This window comes from Roseibium polysiphoniae, from assembly GCF_014842925.1.
Lineage (GTDB): Bacteria > Pseudomonadota > Alphaproteobacteria > Rhizobiales > Stappiaceae > Roseibium > Roseibium polysiphoniae.
The window spans coordinates 442,125-459,410 of the sequence record NZ_JACYXJ010000002.1; the positions used below are offsets into that span (position 1 = coordinate 442,125).

Genomic DNA, 17,286 nt, shown 5'->3' on the forward strand with positions numbered 1-17,286 from the left:
GCGCTCTCAATATTGTCTGAACAGGGCGACCAGACGGCCTTGCACCTGCACGCGACCAGGGCCGAAGATGCGGGTTTCATAGGCCGGGTTGGCAGCTTCCAGAGCAATCGAAGGGCCCTTTTTGCGCAAGCGCTTCAATGTGGCTTCTTCGTCGTCGACCAGTGCCACGACGATGTCGCCGCTGTCGGCGGTGTCGGTCCTTCGGATCAAAACCGTATCGCCATCGAGAATGCCGGCTTCGATCATGGAATCGCCGCGAACTTCAAGAGCATAATGCTCGCCCTTGCCGATGAGCTCAGGCGGCACCGTGATGGAATGGCTGTGGGTCTGGATTGCCTCGATGGGCACACCTGCGGCGATCCGGCCCATGACCGGGATCTCGGTGCCGGCAACTTCCGGTTCCGGCGCGGACACCTTTGGCGCTTCCTTGCCGAGGGAGCCTTCGATGACTTCGGGGGAGAAGCTGCCCCGCGGCGGAGGCGAACTGAGCCCGGGCGCAATCGAGTCGGGCAGGCGGATGACTTCCATCGCCCTTGCCCGATTCGGAAGGCGGCGAATGAAGCCCCGTTCTTCGAGCGCCGTGATCAGGCGGTGAATCCCGGACTTCGACCTCAAGTCAAGCGCGTCCTTCATTTCGTCGAAAGAGGGCGGAACCCCGGCTTCCTTCAACCTTTCATGAATGAACATGAGCAGTTCATATTGCTTGCGCGTCAACATCCCTAGATTCTCCAGCGTGACCCGGTTGGGTACAAATCATGAACGTACCATACCTGTTCTCACTGTGTTCTACAAGGCTTAAGGTTTTGTTGCTCCTTTTGAGGTTGTCGGAATTAGTCTGCTGCGGAAGTGGGGCTTTTGGCCGGAATTAATCGGCACCAGACTGCCAAATGTGGCTTATTTTCATAAAGTTGATTGGTTTTCGATTGCGGACCGTAGGGTCCGCAATATCAACCAGTGCAGATTAATTTTGGAACATATTGAAAACAAAAGAAGAAATATACTGCGGATTAAATTTTTGCCTATGTGGAACGGCCGACTGCGGACCTATTGCGGACCATTTTTGTTTCTGTGTTTGATTGCCCGTGCAAAGTAGGGGAGGTCGTAGCGGTCGACGTTTCGAATGTATTCTTTGAATTCGTCGTTGGTCATGCGGCCGCTGTCGACAAGCTCCTTTTTCTTTCGTTCGATAAAATCGGCAAATATCAACATCGCCATGCCGATGGATTCACCTTTGGCCAGTGTTTCCTCCGCATCCATGAAGGCAAGTTCTTCAGGTGCGTGCTTTTCCAGGATCTCGATAAGGATCCGCTCGCCGGTCAGCTTCATGGTCGTAATCCAGAAATCATCGATCCGGGTCTCAAGCGATTCGGTCTGCTGTCGCGGGAATGCTTCGCCAAAGAGAAAGTAGTCTATCTTTTCTCCGGTTCCGGCACAGGCCTGTAGCAAAAATTCCAGGGGGATCGAGTTTCTCGTTCTCCAGGATGAAATTGCTTTGTTGGAGACCTCAAAGTAGTTAGCCAGGTCGATATCGGTAGTCGTACTGGTTGATGCCTTTAAGCGTTCAATTACCTCGCTGGCGTTTACTTTGATTCCTTTTGCCATTGTTTCCTTATCCGCATAATGCTGACTTATGATTGACATCTGCAAAATGACGATTAATATGCTGCAAAATGCAGACAGTTAGGATGCATATTATGGATTACCTTTCAATTAAAGACGATGATCAGTTATTGCGTGCCGTGCGTGCGGGGTTTGTTTTACAGGGCACATCGCTGAACGCGTGGTGCAAGGCGCACGGAATTGTAAGGCGAACAGCTGAACAGTCGCTGAATGGCGAGAATATAAGCAACAATGCGATTGCCCTTGCAGCGCGGATTAGGCTTGCCGCTGGTCTGAAGGCGTCGGATTGCTCGCGATGTGGCTAAGCGTTCTGGAGCTCGCGGAACGCGCTGGAATATCACCACGCAAGGCGAGGCAGGCGCTCCAGCGTGCTCATACCGGAAAACCCTGGCGGAAGCAGATACTTGAAGTGAGATTGGTTGATGGGACCGGAGGACGGTCTGGCCTGTCTTATGAGGTCAGAGCGTGCAGCTTGCCGCGTGATCTTCAAGACTTTTGCAATGAGCCGACCAGTCCAGAGCGCAAATTTGCAAATCCCACGAGACGTTCAGTTCCTTCTGAGTTCAGCCGCAAGGTCGCATGGTTCCTGCAGACATTTGCAAATCTGCTTGAAACCGAACCAGGGTCGGCTGAACGCGGAAAGGTAATTGCACAACTTCAGGAGACTACGGTTATCGACTGGGCCGGTAGGCCTATCGTTCTGAAACGGCGGACACTTAATTCCTGGATCAAGCAGTATGAAGCCGAGGGACCAGTCGGGTTAAAACGTGCAGGGCGCTCTGACCGTGGCAAGTCCCGTTGTTTTATCTCGAGAGATTGGGACCGGGCGGTGTCAGGTCATTTCGATGACAAGACCAGGGCCGAGATCTCCGACGCTTTACGCCAGCAGGTGAGAGGGCTGGTCAAGGGTGGGCTGTTGGCAAAGTGGTTCTTGTTTTGGCATCCGATTATCTGAAGAAGATGAGTCTTGCCAAAGGTTTTGCCTTGAATGATCAGGCGGAGCTTGAGCGTGTCTGCCGGGTGCCGAGATCCCTGATCCGGTCTGAGCAACATCTGAGCAAAGTCTACCGACACAAGTATGACCGTAAGGCCAGTGAGGACGACCGGCCCCGCGTCAAGCGCACGACCGACGGCATGTTGCCAATGGACTGTGTGGTGATGGATGTGCATCACATCAATGTTCTCCTGACACGCGAGAACGGCACGACAGGCACGCCAAAGCTGCTGGCCTTCATGGACATGGCCACAAGACGCGTCTGGTGCGAATTGGTCTTCATCGAGACCAAGGGCGGGGTTCGCAATGTTGATGTGATCGAGGCCTTTGCTGCCATGGCGCAGCATTCAGCTTTTGGTCTGCCGAAGTCGCTGTATTGCGACAACGCCAAAGAATATCTCTTCGCTGACTTTCTGGATGATGCCATGCAGCTGCACATTCCAGTCGTTGGGGAGCCGGGCAAGTCCCGCGTTATCCGGGCCTTGCCCTATAATGCATCTGCCAAGCCGATCGAGGCCTGGTTCGGTCATTTCGAGCAACAGTTCCTGAGGACGTGCCCCGGTTATATCGGCGATGACCGGATGAACCCGAAACGGTCGACGCTCGGCAAACCTCCCAAGCCCTTCGAAGGCGATTTCAGGGGCTTTCAAAGCCTGTTTAAACAGCTGCTCAATGCCTATGAGGTGTTGCCGCAATCCGGCGCGTTGAAGGGCCAATCTCCAAGGCAGACATTCGATACCCATGTCCAGCAAGGCTGGTCGGCAACAGTGATGGATCCGTCCCGACTGCATACAGTCTTCACCAGGCCGGAGACCCGGAAAGTTCGCCAGCACGGGATTTCGGTCGGTGGAAGGACCTGGACATGCGATGAGCTCGATACCTGTTTCCATGACACTGTGACGGTGCATATCCCGCAGTTCCATGGCTACAACGCGCTGAGGCTGACTGGGCCGGACGGTGAACTCCTCGGCATCGCTACGCCTCAGGAAGAGTTTGCATTCAATGATCCGCGTGGCGCCAAACGCTCGGCGGACCGAGTCAAGCGCCGCAATAGGGCTCTGAGAACTCTCGATAAGTCTGTACCCAATGTTGATGTTGGTGCGGCTCTGGTCGAGCTGGGTCGGACTGCGTCGCCAATTTTACCAGACAGCCCTCGTGCAACGGTTCGGGTCACAGGAGAGGAGGTTTATGCTCAGGCGATCCTTCCGGCTTCTGAGATACTGCCTTCGCTGACCGAAGATGAACGCGAGCGGCGTGAAATCGCGGCAATTCGGGAGGCTGCCTTCAGCGCGTTAAGAGGACATGGCTCATGAATGAACAGATCGTGCGGCGGTCCGGGACGGGTTTTGTCGATATTGCTGCAAGTCGCGAGATCCTGAAGGCAATGGAGATTGCCCGCGATATTCCGGCTTATCCGGTATTGATCAATTCCAAGCCTGGCATGGGAAAATCGACGGCGCTTCGGCATTACGCCAAGACGATGGAAGCTTTTTATTGCGAGGTGGGACAACCGAGCAAGGGAATGAAGGGCATGCTGAAGATGATCGTCGAGGCAACCGGCGGCTCGGCGTACAATCAGTACAGTGCCGATCTGGCAGATACAGCGGAGGAACGGCTCAAAGGGTGCTGGTCATGGTCTCAGCGTCCCATACTGATCATGGACGAAGTCCAGATGCTGGAGTTGGCGCCGCTCCGGGAACTGCTGCGCCTTCAGGAGCTGAGTGGTTGTTCGCTTGTGCTCAGCGGCAATGACAAGCGGCTTGCCCGCACGCAAAGCCATGATTCAGCCCTGCAGCAGATTGTCAGCCGTCTTGGAATGCGCGTCGATCTTGGTCCGCCAACGGAAGAAGACTGCTGCAGCATCGGCATTGACTTTAATGTAGAGGGCAGGGAAGCATATGAGGCCCTGAGGCGCTACGGTCGGCAGACATCCGTGCGCGATCTCGTTCGGCTGCTTAACTTTTCCGGGAAGATGACAGGCGGTCATGGTAGCATCCAATTGCATCACCTCAAAACCGCTTTCCTCACGATCTACGGCAGCAAGAAGGATTTGAAGTTGCTGGCGGGGTAAAGTTGACTTGTTTTCTGCCTTAGATGGCTCGGTTCTCTCGGATAGCGTATCACTCACGTCAAATAACCTGTCGTTGGTAATCAGACGGTTCAACTTTTTTGACAAGTCGGAACTTGACTTGTCCGGATTTAATGGCGAGGCTTTTACTCAGTTATGTCCGTTTCGGCCTCGAATGATATCGGCGATTTGTATCTCAATGCGGAATGGCGCCGACGTGGATTGTAGAAGCCGTCGATGTATCGGCCTAGGGCCGATTTGGTGGCGGCGCGGGTCTGGAAGCTCGTTCTTGATCGTCTTGAAGACTGCTTAAACCATCGCGTTATCGAAGCAATTACCCTTGCCGCTCATAAACGGGATGATGCGGTCTGTTTTCAAAAGTCGCTAATAATCCTGCGAGTAATATTGGTTGCAACGGTCGGTGTGTTGGATCAGACCGGGTAGCGGTTGTCGCAGGGCGATTGCGCGCCGCAGCGCATTGACGGCCAGGTCCTTCTTCAACCGGTTGCTTGTTGCCCGGCCGACGATACGTCGTGAGTAGAGATCAAGCACGATGGCGAGGCAAAGCCAGCCCTCGGTCGTCCAGATATAGCTGATGTCGGCGCACCACTTCTGATCGGGGCCATCACAACCAAAACCCTGATCAAGGAGATTGGCGGCGGCCGGGCCGCCATGACAACTGTCCGTCGTCTTCGTGTAACGCCGCTTCGGCAAGGCCTTCAGGCCATTGTCGCGCATCAGCTGGTCGACACGGATGCCGCCCGACAGCAAGCCCCTATTCGGTTAGGTCTGCACGCAGGCGCGGTGCGCCATAGGACCATTGGAAGTGGCGAATTGCACCCGGATATGCGCCAGCAGGATCAGATCCTCTTTTCGCCGGCGACTGGCAGGGCGGCTTCTCCAGGCAAAATATCCGCTCTCGCTGACGCCAAGAACGATGCACAGGCGATGCGCGGGGAATTCCTTCTTCGCCTCATCGACTTCCCTCATTGGGGAAAAAGTTACGGCACGCTTCAGGGTCTCACGCTTCTGAGTAACGCTTAAATGTGCAAGTCAGTCTCCATCAAGTCCAGCATAGCGCGTACAGGTCTATCACACCTCAAAACGTGGCTGGGCACGAACACAAAAACGTGCGTTCCCATTAATTTAGAAGGTGCTTGATATGGATCAATGTAGTCAAGGCGGCTGTAGGTCACAGCCCAAAAGGGCGCTGCATTAGTGAGACGCCGGTTGGATACGGAACCGTTTAGACCAACCTGATAGATCGCCCAATCCCCTTGGGAGCGATTTCGCACACTACACCAAAGCGGTTCTCGCGGCACAAGTGGCTGCACCTTCTTATGCCCAACTCGATCAACGCGATCCTACGCGGGCATCCACATCAACAAATACGCCCGTTTCGCGGGCTCGTTTCAGGATTGGAGTACGTCATGGTCAAAACGGATGAAACGAAAGGCCATTCCGAAATAAGGATATGGAGTTTTCTAAACGAGATCCCCGCCGGCACAATGTTTGTGCCGCTTGTGATCAGTTCCATTCTTGTAACGCTCACTGTGCACAGTGGTCTTGAAATGTCATTGTGGGATTATTTGGGCGAGCCGATGAAGAGCTTGTTTGGTCCGTCAGGGCAAATGCTTGTCATCGGGCTTATGCTTTTTTGCACGGGGACCATGATCACAACCCATGATTTCGTGGACGTCGCGGAAAGAGGCATTTGGGTCATCCTTGCACGGCTTGTGCCGGCGTATGCAATCAGTGCGTTTGTGTATGTCTATTTTGGCCCGGATGGGTTTGCCGGAATTGATGCCATCACATTGATCTGCTGTTTAACATCGGCGAACGCGGCCCTCTACATGGGGATCATCAAACCCTACGCCGATGAGCCGGATCGCGGCGCGTTTCCCATCATGTTGATCTTTTCTATGCCGCTTCTGCCGTTTATTTTCTTGTCGTATTTCGGAAGTGGCAACCAAGGGTTCTCCAGTGAGGTTATGCAGGTTTTGTCACTTTTGATCCCCTTCTTCTTGGGTGTCCTGCTTGGTAATCTTGATCCGAAAATCAAAGAGGTTTTCAAAGGCGGGAACACAATTCTTCTGCCGTTTTTGGGGTTTCAGTTTGGCTCGTCCATCGACTTGGTCAACGCCTTCAAAGGGGAAATCATCCTTGTCGCGATCCTGCTCACACTCATCTATTGGGCGGTGACAATCATCATCCCGTTCATCGTTGATCGCTTCGTTCTCAAACGTCCGGGCTATGCGGCAATGGGATCAACCGCCATTGCGGGCGTGTCACTTGTCTTGCCGTCGATGGTGTCTGACTTCTCGTTTGATGGCCAACTCGGTTCGACCTTTACATCAAACGCGGTTTCCATTTTGGCATTTGTCTTGTTGATCACAAACGTCTTGGCGCCGTTCTTTACCAAATGGATGATGAACGCCTATTTCCAACACCACAAAGCCGACGCAAACCGGGTTTTCTCCGAAACACATCCCGAATTGCTCGCGGCCGTTTATGATGAAAACGGGAACTACAGAAACCACCACCACAACCACAAGATCTTTAGCACAATTTTCCGCAAAAGATCACATTCCGAAGATGGTGCGCTCGTTCAGGTTTCAACATTGAATGCGTTGATGGAAGGCGACTATCGCGGCAGCAAAACCGTCAAAGAAATCCTGAGAGACACGGACACAGGCGTTGGGACCTACAACGGGCTCGATGGTGAGGCCATCATCTACAATGGCCATGCCTATGTTGGCCGCGCCGATGGCGAAGTCAGTGAAATGGGCCCCGATGAAACATTCGCGTTCTCGGCAACAACACGTTTTGACGACAGTGTGAGCGAAGACGAAATCGCGTTTTCTTCAATCGAAGACCTAAAGGCGAAATTGGATAACTACCTAGATTCACACAACTACTTCTTCATGATCAAGATGAATGGCGTGTTTGATGTGAAGGTCAGAAGCAACTTCAAACAAAAAGAACCCTATGAACCTTTGTATAAAGTTGCGAGTGATCAGCGCGAATTTGACTATGAAAATATCGAAGGTTTCATCGTTGGTATTTTCTCACCCAACTACGTGGAAGGCATGAACCTTCCTGGATGGCATGTTCACTTTCTGTCAAAAGATCTCAAAAAAGGCGGCCACATTTTAGAGGTGTCTGGTAATGCTAAAATCAAGATCAACAAGCTTCAAGCTTGGAAACTCTTGATGCCAGAGGACCCAGACTTCAGTCAATGGAACCTTAAAGAAGACTTAAAATCCAAGACTGAGGCGGTCGAAGGGGCCTCAAGGAAGTAGACAGCCCAAGGAGCGTTCAAGTCGCGCGACTTGAACGCTCCGCCAATCATGACCTGATGCTGCTGCCTCGCGCTCATCAAGAAGTAGAGCTCAGATGACCGATACCGAGGATAACGTATAAAATCTTTCGCACATTTTCAGGTTGAGACGGTTCCCTTTATTGTGATGGAAGGGAGCAAGGCATAACTGACGATACTGACAGCAAAGAAACCGGCAACGTGATCCGGATCGATGAGGCATGGATCAAGGACCATCTGGGAGAGATGGTGCGCGGCACCGTCGAAGAGGCTTTGAATGCGATGCTGGACGCGGAGGCGGATCGGCTTTGCGGAGCCGGTCGCTATGAGCGCAGTGAAGGCCGCAGGACACACGGGCGGGCAGCTATGAGCGTTCGCTATACACCAAGGCGGGCGACGTGAAGCTGAAGATGCCGAAGCTTCGGCGCCAGACGTTCGAGACGGCGATCATCGAGCGTTACCAGCGCCGGGAAAGCAGTGTCGAGGAAGCCCTGATAGAGATGTATCTGGCCGGCGTTTCGGTTCGTCGCGTGGAGGACATTACCGAGGCCCTGTGGGGTGCGCGGGTCAGTCCGGGTACGGTGTCTAATCTGAACAAGAAGATCTATGCCAAGATCGTGGAGTGGCGGAACCGTCGAATAGAAGGCGAGCATCCCTATCTCTACCTGGACGGGATCGTGATGAAGCGAACCTGGGCCGGAGAGGTTCGGAACGTGTCTCCGCTGGTGGCCAGTGCGGTGAATTCGGACGGTTACCGGGAGATCCTCGGCATTTGTGAAGGCGCCAAGGAAGACGGGTCCGGCTGGTCAAACTTTCCTGCGTCATCTGGTGGACCGGGGATTGAGCGGCGTGAAGCTGATCATCTCCGACGCCTGCCGGGGCCTTGTTGAGAGCATTGCCGATTATCTGCCCTATGCGCAATGGCAGCGCTGCATGGTGCACTTCTACCGCAATGTGTTCAGCCATGTGCCGTCCACCAAGGTGCGGGAGGTCACGCACATGTTGAAGGCCATCCATGCCCAGGAGAAGCGCAAGGCGGCACAGGAAAAGGCCGATGCCGTGATTGCGGATCTGCGAGGGCAACGCCTGACACGAGCTGCCGATCTCATTGAAGAGAGCATCGGCGAGACGCTGACCTATTACGGCTTTCCGGACAGCCATTGGCGCAAGATCCGAACCAACAATCCGCTGGAGCGGATCATGAAGGAGATCCGGCGACGAACTCGGGTCGTCGGGGCGTTCCCGGACGGACAATCATGCCTGAACCTGGCCGCGGCCAGGCTCAGGCATATCGCGGCCGGAAAATGGTCTGCACGCAAATACATGAACATGGCACCGCTCTACCAGGAGCAACACAAAACTCACGGAGCCGTCGCCTGAAAACAAAAGTGCGAAAGAACTTTGACACTACCACGCTCCTGGCGAAGAAATTCATTCTCTTTGCAAAGACGTGCCAGTTCCTTGGCCGTATCCTCGTTAGGGCCGGCCAGAAGATCGGTTTCCCGGTATCGTCTCTTCCAACGCGTCAACGTCGAAAGTCCGATACCCAGATCGTCTTTGGCCTGGGCGATCGTGCGACCGCCGGTTTCTGTAAGCCGCACTTCTTACTGCTCGAATTCTTACGTGAATTTCCGTTTCTCGCGTTTGACCATCGGATCTTCCTGTCGCCTCCAGCGCTAACGGAAAGTCCCTCCACTTTCTCCGGGCAAGTCCATTGCTGTCGTAGTCTTCTTCCAAGCGATAATTCGAGATTAGGCTTCTGCCAATGATGAGACTGGCTGTTAAGGCTTCATGATCGTGACTGGGATTGAAGGCAAAGGAATTTTAGTTGCAAGTGAGAAACAGTTCAGACGATCCGGTAGCTGCGGTGCAACCGCAGACCACATTTGGCAGGTCCTTGACAGCGGAACCTATTCGGATGAAGCCGCCAAAAGCTGTGCGGCAGACAAAAGCCCCTCCCAGATAATATCGAGGGCCGCAATAAGAGACAGACTTTCTGATTGCTCCCAAAGCCTTATCGCTCGCTCTGTTACATCTGTGGCGTTGCTTGCGAGCGCGGCCGCAATTTGACGGTCTTTCACACGAGCAAATAGACATTCGGTGAGCTGGTCGCGTTCGGAAGCGAGAAAGCCATCGAGGATGCCACGTGCCTTTTCATTCGAACGCAGGACGCTTCCCACCATCCTGAGCACAGCTTCATCTTCAGCCAGCGTCTCCATGTGTTTGTCTAAGAATGTTTTGAGATCTGCCGCCAGCGACGCCGTTCCCGTCTGCAGCGCTTCCATGTCTTCCTCCCGGTAGCCCGGCGGCTCCCCAATCGCAGCAGCTTCCTTGTTTAAGTAATAGTTGAAAAAGGTCCGCGTGCTGATCCCTGCGGAAGCTGCGATTTCTTCCGTGGTCACGTTTTCAATGCCGCGCTGAACCACCAATTTCAACGTGGCTTTCTGGATCTCGCGCGCCGTTTCCAGCCGCCGTCTCTGTCGTAACGAAAGTGTCATCTCCCAATCCTTGCATAGTGTGCAAATTGTGCGTAGAAGGCAACAAAATCGCAAATTAGTCAAGGATCGAGAAGCAGATGAAGGTCGGCGTTTGGAAAGCGATTTGTGCGACACTCGCCCTGACGGGGTCTGTCACGATGGCGATTGCCCAAGGTGGACCACCGGGGTCACAAGGGGCGCCATCAGCGCCGATCGAAGTCGGCATCATCGAGTTGACATTGCAAGAGGTGCCGCGCGTCGTGACCCAGCCAGGGCGTGCTGTTGCATTTCAGGACGTAGAGGTGCGACCACGCGTAGGCGGTGCTGTCGAAGAAATACTCTACACACCAGGTCAGGATCTTTCGGTCGGTGACCCGTTGTTCCGGATCGATGATACTTCATATCTCTCAACCGTGGCCTCTGCCCGTGCAAGCTTAGCAACAGCGGAAGCCAATTTGCCTGTGGCACAAGCCGCATATGATCGCGCGGAACAATTAACTGGCCGAGGCTATACCGAGGCCGAGGTCGAAGCCGCACGCGCGGCTCTTGCGGAAGCCAAAGCAACATTAGATGCTGCCAAAGCCACGCTGGAATATGCAAGAGCCGAATTATCATGGACGACACTGACGAGTCCGATTGAAGGGCGTGCCGATGTGGCGACGGTTTCTGTCGGCGATCTTGTGACCGTCGGCCAGTCGGATGAGCTGACGACGATCGTGCGCTCCGACCCGATCTATGTGGACATGACGGAAGCGAGCGCACGTATCCTATCTGTCCGCAAGAGCATCATCGAAGGCAGCCTGAAGCAGAACGACGTCCTTCAGGCGACCCTCTTGCTGGAAAATGGCGACGTTTATCGCGGTACCGGAGAACTGGTTACCCCCGGAAACACCGTATCCACAACGACCGGAACCGTGACCATCCGGTTCAAGTTTGACAACCCCCAACACCTGATCATTCCTGGCATGTTCGTCCGCGGCGAGATCGTCCTCGGCACGATGCAGGCCTATCTCGTGCCGCAGCGTGCCGCCACGCGCGGAAAATCGGGCAGGCTTGCCGTCTACGTCGTGGGCGACGACGGGACGGCACGACAGATTACGTTGGAAGACCAAGGAAGCTATCAGAACGCATGGATCGTCCGCGAAGGCTTGAAAGAGGGAGACCGGCTGATCGTGGATGGACTGTCCTCCATCCGGGCCGGACAGGCGGTGACACCGGTTCCCGCGATCATAGATGAAGACGGCATTGTGCACGATGCCGACACCACTGCCGCGGAGGATTGATCCATGGCCTCATTCTTCATTCACCGCCCCGTCTTTGCCTGGGTGCTTGCCATCGCGACCATGCTTTTGGGCGCCTACAGCCTCTCCAGCCTGCCGATTTCCCAGTATCCCGACATCGCGCCTACGACGGTGCGTATCACGGCGTCCTACACCGGGGCTTCTGCCGCGACGGTCGAGAATTCGGTCACGACGGTCATCGAGGACGGCATGACTGGGTTGGATGGCCTGACCTACATGACCTCCTCCTCGAGCGAAGGAACCGCCAGTATATCCCTGACCTTTGACGACAGCATTGATCCAGATATGGCGCAGGTGCAGGTGCAAAACAAACTGCAATTGGTGGAGTCTCAACTGCCGGATGTGGTGACGAACCTGGGCATCTCCGTCACCCGCTCGACCACGTCGATCCTCCTCGTCGGTGCGCTCGTTAGCGAGGATGACAGCTATTCCTCGCTGGAACTGGGCGACATTCTGAGCAGCACGATCCAAGATGCGGTGCAGCGCACGGATGGCGTGGGCTCGGTCAACATATTCGGTACGGAATACGCGATGCGAATCTGGTTGGACCCTGAGCGCTTGTATCAATACCAATTGACCCCAAACGATGTGACCTCGGCCGTATCCGAGCAGAACACCAACGTCACCGTTGGCAGTCTGGGTGATCAACCTGTCACCAAAGGCCAGCAGTACACAGTGTCGCTGTCCGCCCAATCCCAGCTTGAATCGGTCGAGGACTTTGAGAACATCCTTTTGAAAACCAAGCCAGACGGATCGGCGATCTATCTTGCCGATGTCGCTGCGGTCGAGCTGGCCGAGGAAGACTACAGCAGCGTCAGCCGCTTCAACGGCCATCCCGCTGCGGGTTTTTCCGTAAACCTTTCCAGCGGTGCCAATGCGGTGGATACTGCCGAAGCGGTCCGCGCCGTGGTCGACGGCCTGTCCTCTGCCTTGCCGGCGGGAGTGACCGTTGAATACCCCTATGACACCTCGCCCTTTGTCGAAGAGTCTATTGAGCAGGTGTATCAAACACTTATCGAAGCAATCATCCTCGTGTTTCTTGTCATGTTTTGTTTCTGCAAAGCTGGCGGGCGACACTCATTCCGACGATTGCCGTGCCTGTGGTTCTGCTGGGGACGTTTGGCGTGTTGTCGGCCTTTGGTATGTCGATCAACACCCTCTCCATGTTTGCGCTGGTTTTGGCCATCGGGCTGCTTGTCGATGACGCAATTGTTGTGGTCGAGAATGTCGAGCGGGTGATGGAAGAAGAGGGGCTCGATGCGGTTGCGGCGACAGAAAAGAGCATGGGCGAAATCTCCACCGCGCTGATCGGGATGGTGATGGTTTTGACTGCGGTGTTCCTGCCGATGGCCTTCATGGACGGGTCGACCGGGGTGATCTACAAGCAGTTCTCGGTCACGATCATCTCGGCGATGGTGCTGTCGCTGTTCGTGGCACTGATCCTCACGCCCGCGATGTGTGCACAGCTTCTCAAGCCGAAGCACGACAAGACCCTCGTAGCACCCTTGCGCTGGTTCAATGCGGGGCTTGATCGGTTGACAGGCGGCTACGGCACCGTGGTTGAGCGGTTCTCTTTGCGTCCTTTCCGAATGCTGCTGGTCCTGGGGCTTGTGGGTCTGGGCGCTTATTGGGTCTATGACCGCCTGCCTTCATCATTTCTGCCGACCGAAGATCAGGGCGTTCTGATGGCCATGCTCGAATTGCCGCAAGGATCGACTGTCCAGCAGACGCAACACATGATCACGCAAATTGAGGAATACCTGCTGACCGAGGAAACTGACATCGTGGACGGTGTCTTTGCCAATGTCGGGTTCAGTTTCAGCGGAACGGGGCAAAACTACGGGATGATGTTTTTCCGGCTCAAGGACTACGATGACCGGCCCGGACTGGATGCGGCTGATCTGATGATGCGGACAAACATGAAGTTCTTCCAGTCCCGACTTGGCAGCGTCTTTGTCCTTCAGCCTCCTGCAATTCAGGGGCTTGGAACCTCCTCCGGCTTCACCATGTATCTCGTCGATCAATCAGGTGCAGGGCTGGATGTCTTGACTACTGCGGCCGATCAGCTCGTGGCGAATGGACTCCTGGACGGGCGGGTGACCAATCTTCGCGGCAACGATGACGCAACCGAGCCAGCCTTGAAAATGAAAATCGACCAGCAGAAGGCCGAGGCGTTGGGTGTGTCCCTATCGGACGTCAACGCAATGCTATCCACCGTGTTTTCAGGTTCATATGTCAACGACTTCCCCCTTGGAAACGATCTTCGCGAGGTGATCGTTCAGGGCGGCGCCAATTGGCGAATGCAACCAGAGAACATTGATCAATGGCATGTGCGCAATAGCGACGCCGAAATGGTCCCGCTTTCGGCATTCCTCAGCCGTGAGTGGGAAACGATCACGCCCAAGCTCTCCAGATATGGTGGCACCCGCGCACTGGAAATTTCTGGCGAGGCGGCTGCGGGCATTAGTTCCGGCGACGCCATGAACATGATGGAGCAGCTAACTGCCAATCTCGATGGCTCCTATGCCGTCGCCTGGACAGGTCTGAGCTACCAAGAGAAATTGTCCGGGGATCAGGAAGTCATTCTATACGCGATCTCGGCGCTGGTAGTCTTCCTGTGCCTTGCCGCCCTTTACGAAAGCTGGACTGTGCCCTTTGCCGCGATGCTTTCGGTTCCCCTGGGCATCCTGGGCGCTTTGGTGACGACGTGGTACTTCGGCCAGTCGAACGACGTTTATTTCAAGGTGGGCCTGCTGACTACAATCGGCCTTGCCGCAAGAAACGCCATTCTGATCGTCGAATTTGCGGAATCCCTGCGTTCGCAAGGTAAGACATTACAGGAAGCGACGACCACGGCGGCCCGCCTGCGTTTGCGCCCCATCCTCATGACTGCGTTGACTTTCGGCATTGGCATTACGCCGCTGGTTCTGGCCTCGGGAGCAGGAGCAAATGCCCAAAAGTCCATTGGCACCGGGATGCTCGGCGGGATCGTCTTTTCAGCGGTCATCGGGATCGTGATGGTTCCAGTGTTCTACGTCGCCGTCATCAAGGCCACGGAACGGTTCCGTGGCCGAGGGGAGATTGCCCAGTGAAAGCCCGTTTCCTCCTGATCGGTCTGCTTGTCGGCAGCTGCGCTGTCGGCCCTGACTTCGAGCGCCCCGAGGTCGCGCTGGAAACCCGGTTTGTCGGCGGCGATGCCGAGGCGATCGCGGCCGTGGCCTCGGAAAACTGGTGGCTCAGCTACAATGACGCGGTGCTCAGCCGGTTTATCACGCGCGGCCTTGCACGGAACCTCGACACGCTTTCGGCGACTGAAGCGATCCGACAGGCACAGGCAGAACTGCGAGAAACCGGCGTCAACTCTGCCATCGACGGATCGCTGACCGCATCGCGAGAATGGTCCGGCGGCAATGCGATCGACGGCACCAGCATCGTCAACTCGGTTGATCTGGGGGCGTCGTTGGTCATCGATCTTTTCGGAGGCATCCGGCGCGAGCGTGAGAGCGCGCAGGCCTCGGTTACCGCGGCGCGCGCAGATGCGGAAACGATCCGCCTGGCCTGGCTGGCTGAACTGATCTCGGCTTACTCGGATGCACGATATTACCAGGATGCTCTTGCGCTCACCCGCAGCACGATCCGCGCTCGACAGGAAACCGTTAACATCACGCAAAGCAAGTATGAGGCAGGAGCGGCAACCGAGTACGAGGTCGCGGAGGCCCGAGCCCTCCTGTCCAACGCACGCGCGGCCTTGCCACAATATGCGGCGCTGTTTGACGCCCGAGTCTACGCCATCGCCACGTTGTTGAACGAGCCCGCCGGCCCGATCATGACAACGATGCAAAAAGGTGCCGCGCAATTGCGCACGCCTGGCGGGACCCGGACAGGCGTTCCCGCGGATCTGTTGCGCAACCGGCCCGACGTGCGTAGCGCGGAAGCCGACCTTGCTGCCGCCGTAGCCGACATCGGCGTGGCTGAAGCCGCGTTGTATCCATCGCTTTCGATCGCCGGCACAGTCGGACGTATCGAAGCGGTGAACTCGTGGAGCTTCGGGCCGACACTGACACTGCCAATCTTGAATCAGGGCAAGCTCAGGGCAACCCGGGATGCGGCCATCTCGTCCGCGAAGCAATATGAGATCGCCTGGAGAGCTGCTGTCATGGACGCCGTGGAGGACGTTCAGGTCGCGCAGTCCAATTTAAGCCGCTATCGCCAACGGGCAGCGCTCCTGCGTCAGGCAGCCGACGAATACGGTCATGCTCTGAAACTGGCCCAGGAAAATTACCGAAGGGGCGCAATCACGCTTTGGGACCTGCTGGAAACCGATCGGAACACCGCATCAGCACGCATTACTGCTGCCTCTGCTGTGAATGACGCAGCGCAGGCCTGGGCAACGTTGAAGCTCGCCACAGGAGCGGGCGCCGCCGGGACGGAAACGGCAAGCAATTGACTGGGACAAATGTGGTGAGCTCGATGAGAGAGCAAGCTATCTGCACCAAAACCTCGATTATGAAGGTACGACTTATATGATGAAACACACTGGGAAATTAGCCTTGCTCGTTGCCCTTATCGGTGTGCTAGGGGTAGCATTTTTGCTGTTTGGAGCTCGTTTGGGGCTGTGGGAGCCGACCACGGGTTTCGGTCTCTATCGCACCTATCTAAATCCACTCGGCTTGACTGTCGCCGGGTTGGGCGCGCTGGCGTTGGTGATTCACCTTATTCGCAAGGAAAAACGCGGGACAGTTTTAGGCAGCGTTGCGTTACTAGTGGGGCTAGTCATTCTGACGCCCTTGATCGCCGGTTCGCTCAACCCGCCGCGACGCGCGCCGCCGATCCACGACATCTCGACCGATACCGCCAATCCGCCCGCTTTCGAGGTGCTCGATGACAGCCGCGCAGGCGCCCGTAATTCGCTCGAATATGGAGGGTCCGAGGTGGCCGAAATTCAGGCGATCTCTTATCCGGACATCGCACCCCTAAAAACGGGTTTGGCCGCGGATGCCGCCTATGAACGCGCGCTGGCGGTTGCCCAGGATATGGGGTGGGACATCATCGTTTCGGATACGGAGCGTCGCCGTTTTGAGGCAACCGCGCGTACATCTGTATTTTACTTCGCAGACGATGTTGCGCTTGTCGTGACGCGACAAGGTGACGGAAGCCGGGTTGACATGCGCAGTGTATCGAGAGTGGGCCGGAGCGATCAAGGCGTCAATGCCGCACGCATCCGCGATTTCCAGCAGCGGTTCGATGGATAACCTTCGGTCTCGCAGAACGCGGGACCATTACTTCCAAGCCTGCTCGAATGTGGACGATCAGAACTGGCGAACAAGCATGCGCGCGCAGCACCTTGTTGGTCTGAACGAGCCAGCCACCGTGTTCGCAAACAACTCTGCCCATGGCCGATCCGCGCCGGGGCCGCACGAGCTTTGTGATTGCGCATCGCTTGTCGACCATCCGAGACGCGGACATGATCGTTTACATGGAAAACGGAAATGTGCGCGAGACTGGTA

Annotated in this window: 10 protein-coding genes and 4 pseudogenes; 9 read left to right on the plus strand and 5 right to left on the minus strand. The window is 55.7% G+C overall.

Going from position 1 to position 17,286, the window contains the following annotated elements:
• Window positions 1-6 precede the first annotated feature (6 nt).
• Together lexA and IG617_RS05780 are read right to left on the minus strand one after the other, a co-directional pair.
• Complete coding sequence (lexA, locus tag IG617_RS05775; RefSeq protein ID WP_192108172.1) at window positions 7-717, minus strand: transcriptional repressor LexA; 711 nt, start codon at window positions 715-717, stop codon at window positions 7-9.
• A gap of 327 nt (window positions 718-1,044) precedes the next feature.
• Window positions 1,045-1,602: a helix-turn-helix domain-containing protein gene (locus IG617_RS05780; protein WP_192108174.1), complete on the minus strand. Its 558-nt coding sequence runs from the start codon at window positions 1,600-1,602 to the stop codon at window positions 1,045-1,047.
• Window positions 1,603-1,694: 92 nt separating this feature from the next.
• Between IG617_RS05780 and IG617_RS05785 the strand changes: the two genes are divergently transcribed.
• The 3 genes from IG617_RS05785 (at window position 1,695) to IG617_RS05795 (ending at window position 4,685) form a co-directional block, all read left to right on the plus strand.
• Window positions 1,695-1,925, plus strand: coding sequence for a helix-turn-helix domain-containing protein (locus IG617_RS05785; protein WP_192108176.1), 231 nt, complete (start codon window positions 1,695-1,697; stop codon window positions 1,923-1,925).
• 655 nt (window positions 1,926-2,580) lie between these two features.
• Entirely contained in the window at window positions 2,581-3,927 is a 1,347-nt protein-coding gene (locus IG617_RS05790; protein WP_192108178.1) for an integrase catalytic domain-containing protein, read from the plus strand.
• Window positions 3,924-4,685, plus strand: coding sequence for an AAA family ATPase (locus tag IG617_RS05795; RefSeq protein WP_153768945.1), 762 nt, complete (start codon window positions 3,924-3,926; stop codon window positions 4,683-4,685). Before IG617_RS05790 ends, IG617_RS05795 begins: the two co-directional genes overlap by 4 nt.
• Window positions 4,686-4,828: 143 nt before the next feature.
• On the opposite strand, the pseudogene IG617_RS05800 reads toward IG617_RS05795, so the two are convergent.
• A pseudogene (locus IG617_RS05800) lies at window positions 4,829-5,714 on the minus strand (IS3 family transposase); the annotation flags it as partial.
• 398 nt (window positions 5,715-6,112) lie between these two features.
• Between IG617_RS05800 and budA the strand changes: the two are divergent.
• Complete coding sequence (gene budA / locus IG617_RS05805; protein WP_192108180.1) at window positions 6,113-7,984, plus strand: acetolactate decarboxylase; 1,872 nt, start codon at window positions 6,113-6,115, stop codon at window positions 7,982-7,984.
• Between the two features lie 263 nt (window positions 7,985-8,247).
• Window positions 8,248-9,381 (plus strand): annotated as a pseudogene (locus IG617_RS05810) (IS256 family transposase).
• Window positions 9,382-9,386: 5 nt separating this feature from the next.
• On the opposite strand, the pseudogene IG617_RS05815 reads toward IG617_RS05810, so the two are convergent.
• Both IG617_RS05815 and IG617_RS05820 read right to left on the minus strand, forming a co-directional pair.
• A pseudogene (locus tag IG617_RS05815) lies at window positions 9,387-9,602 on the minus strand (transposase); the annotation flags it as partial.
• A 309-nt stretch (window positions 9,603-9,911) separates the two neighbouring features.
• Entirely contained in the window at window positions 9,912-10,436 is a 525-nt protein-coding gene (locus IG617_RS05820) for a TetR/AcrR family transcriptional regulator (RefSeq protein ID WP_192108182.1), read from the minus strand.
• Window positions 10,437-10,576: 140 nt separating this feature from the next.
• Here IG617_RS05820 and IG617_RS05825 point away from each other — a divergent pair, with 140 nt between their 5' ends.
• From IG617_RS05825 to IG617_RS05840, 4 genes and pseudogenes are all read left to right on the plus strand, one after another.
• A complete protein-coding gene (locus IG617_RS05825) occupies window positions 10,577-11,761 on the plus strand; it encodes an efflux RND transporter periplasmic adaptor subunit (protein WP_192108184.1) in 1,185 nt (394 codons plus the stop codon).
• 3 nt (window positions 11,762-11,764) lie between these two features.
• Window positions 11,765-14,871 (plus strand): annotated as a pseudogene (locus IG617_RS05830) (efflux RND transporter permease subunit).
• Window positions 14,868-16,226, plus strand: coding sequence for an efflux transporter outer membrane subunit (locus IG617_RS05835; protein WP_192108186.1), 1,359 nt, complete (start codon window positions 14,868-14,870; stop codon window positions 16,224-16,226). The pseudogene IG617_RS05830 and the gene IG617_RS05835 overlap by 4 nt, the downstream one beginning before the upstream one ends.
• 103 nt (window positions 16,227-16,329) lie before the next feature.
• Window positions 16,330-17,031, plus strand: a complete 702-nt coding sequence (locus IG617_RS05840) for a DUF1499 domain-containing protein (protein WP_209008284.1) — start codon at window positions 16,330-16,332, stop codon at window positions 17,029-17,031.
• The last annotated feature ends 255 nt before the right edge of the window (window positions 17,032-17,286 follow it).

Coding starts and splice junctions, on each gene's coding strand:
- lexA (WP_192108172.1), bottom strand. CDS start 717: ATGTTGACGCGCAAGCAATATGAACTGCTCATGTTCATTCATGAAAGG.
- IG617_RS05780 (WP_192108174.1), bottom strand. CDS start 1,602: ATGGCAAAAGGAATCAAAGTAAACGCCAGCGAGGTAATTGAACGCTTA.
- IG617_RS05785 (WP_192108176.1), top strand. CDS start 1,695: ATGGATTACCTTTCAATTAAAGACGATGATCAGTTATTGCGTGCCGTG.
- IG617_RS05790 (WP_192108178.1), top strand. CDS start 2,581: ATGAGTCTTGCCAAAGGTTTTGCCTTGAATGATCAGGCGGAGCTTGAG.
- IG617_RS05795 (WP_153768945.1), top strand. CDS start 3,924: ATGAATGAACAGATCGTGCGGCGGTCCGGGACGGGTTTTGTCGATATT.
- budA (WP_192108180.1), top strand. CDS start 6,113: ATGGTCAAAACGGATGAAACGAAAGGCCATTCCGAAATAAGGATATGG.
- IG617_RS05825 (WP_192108184.1), top strand. CDS start 10,577: ATGAAGGTCGGCGTTTGGAAAGCGATTTGTGCGACACTCGCCCTGACG.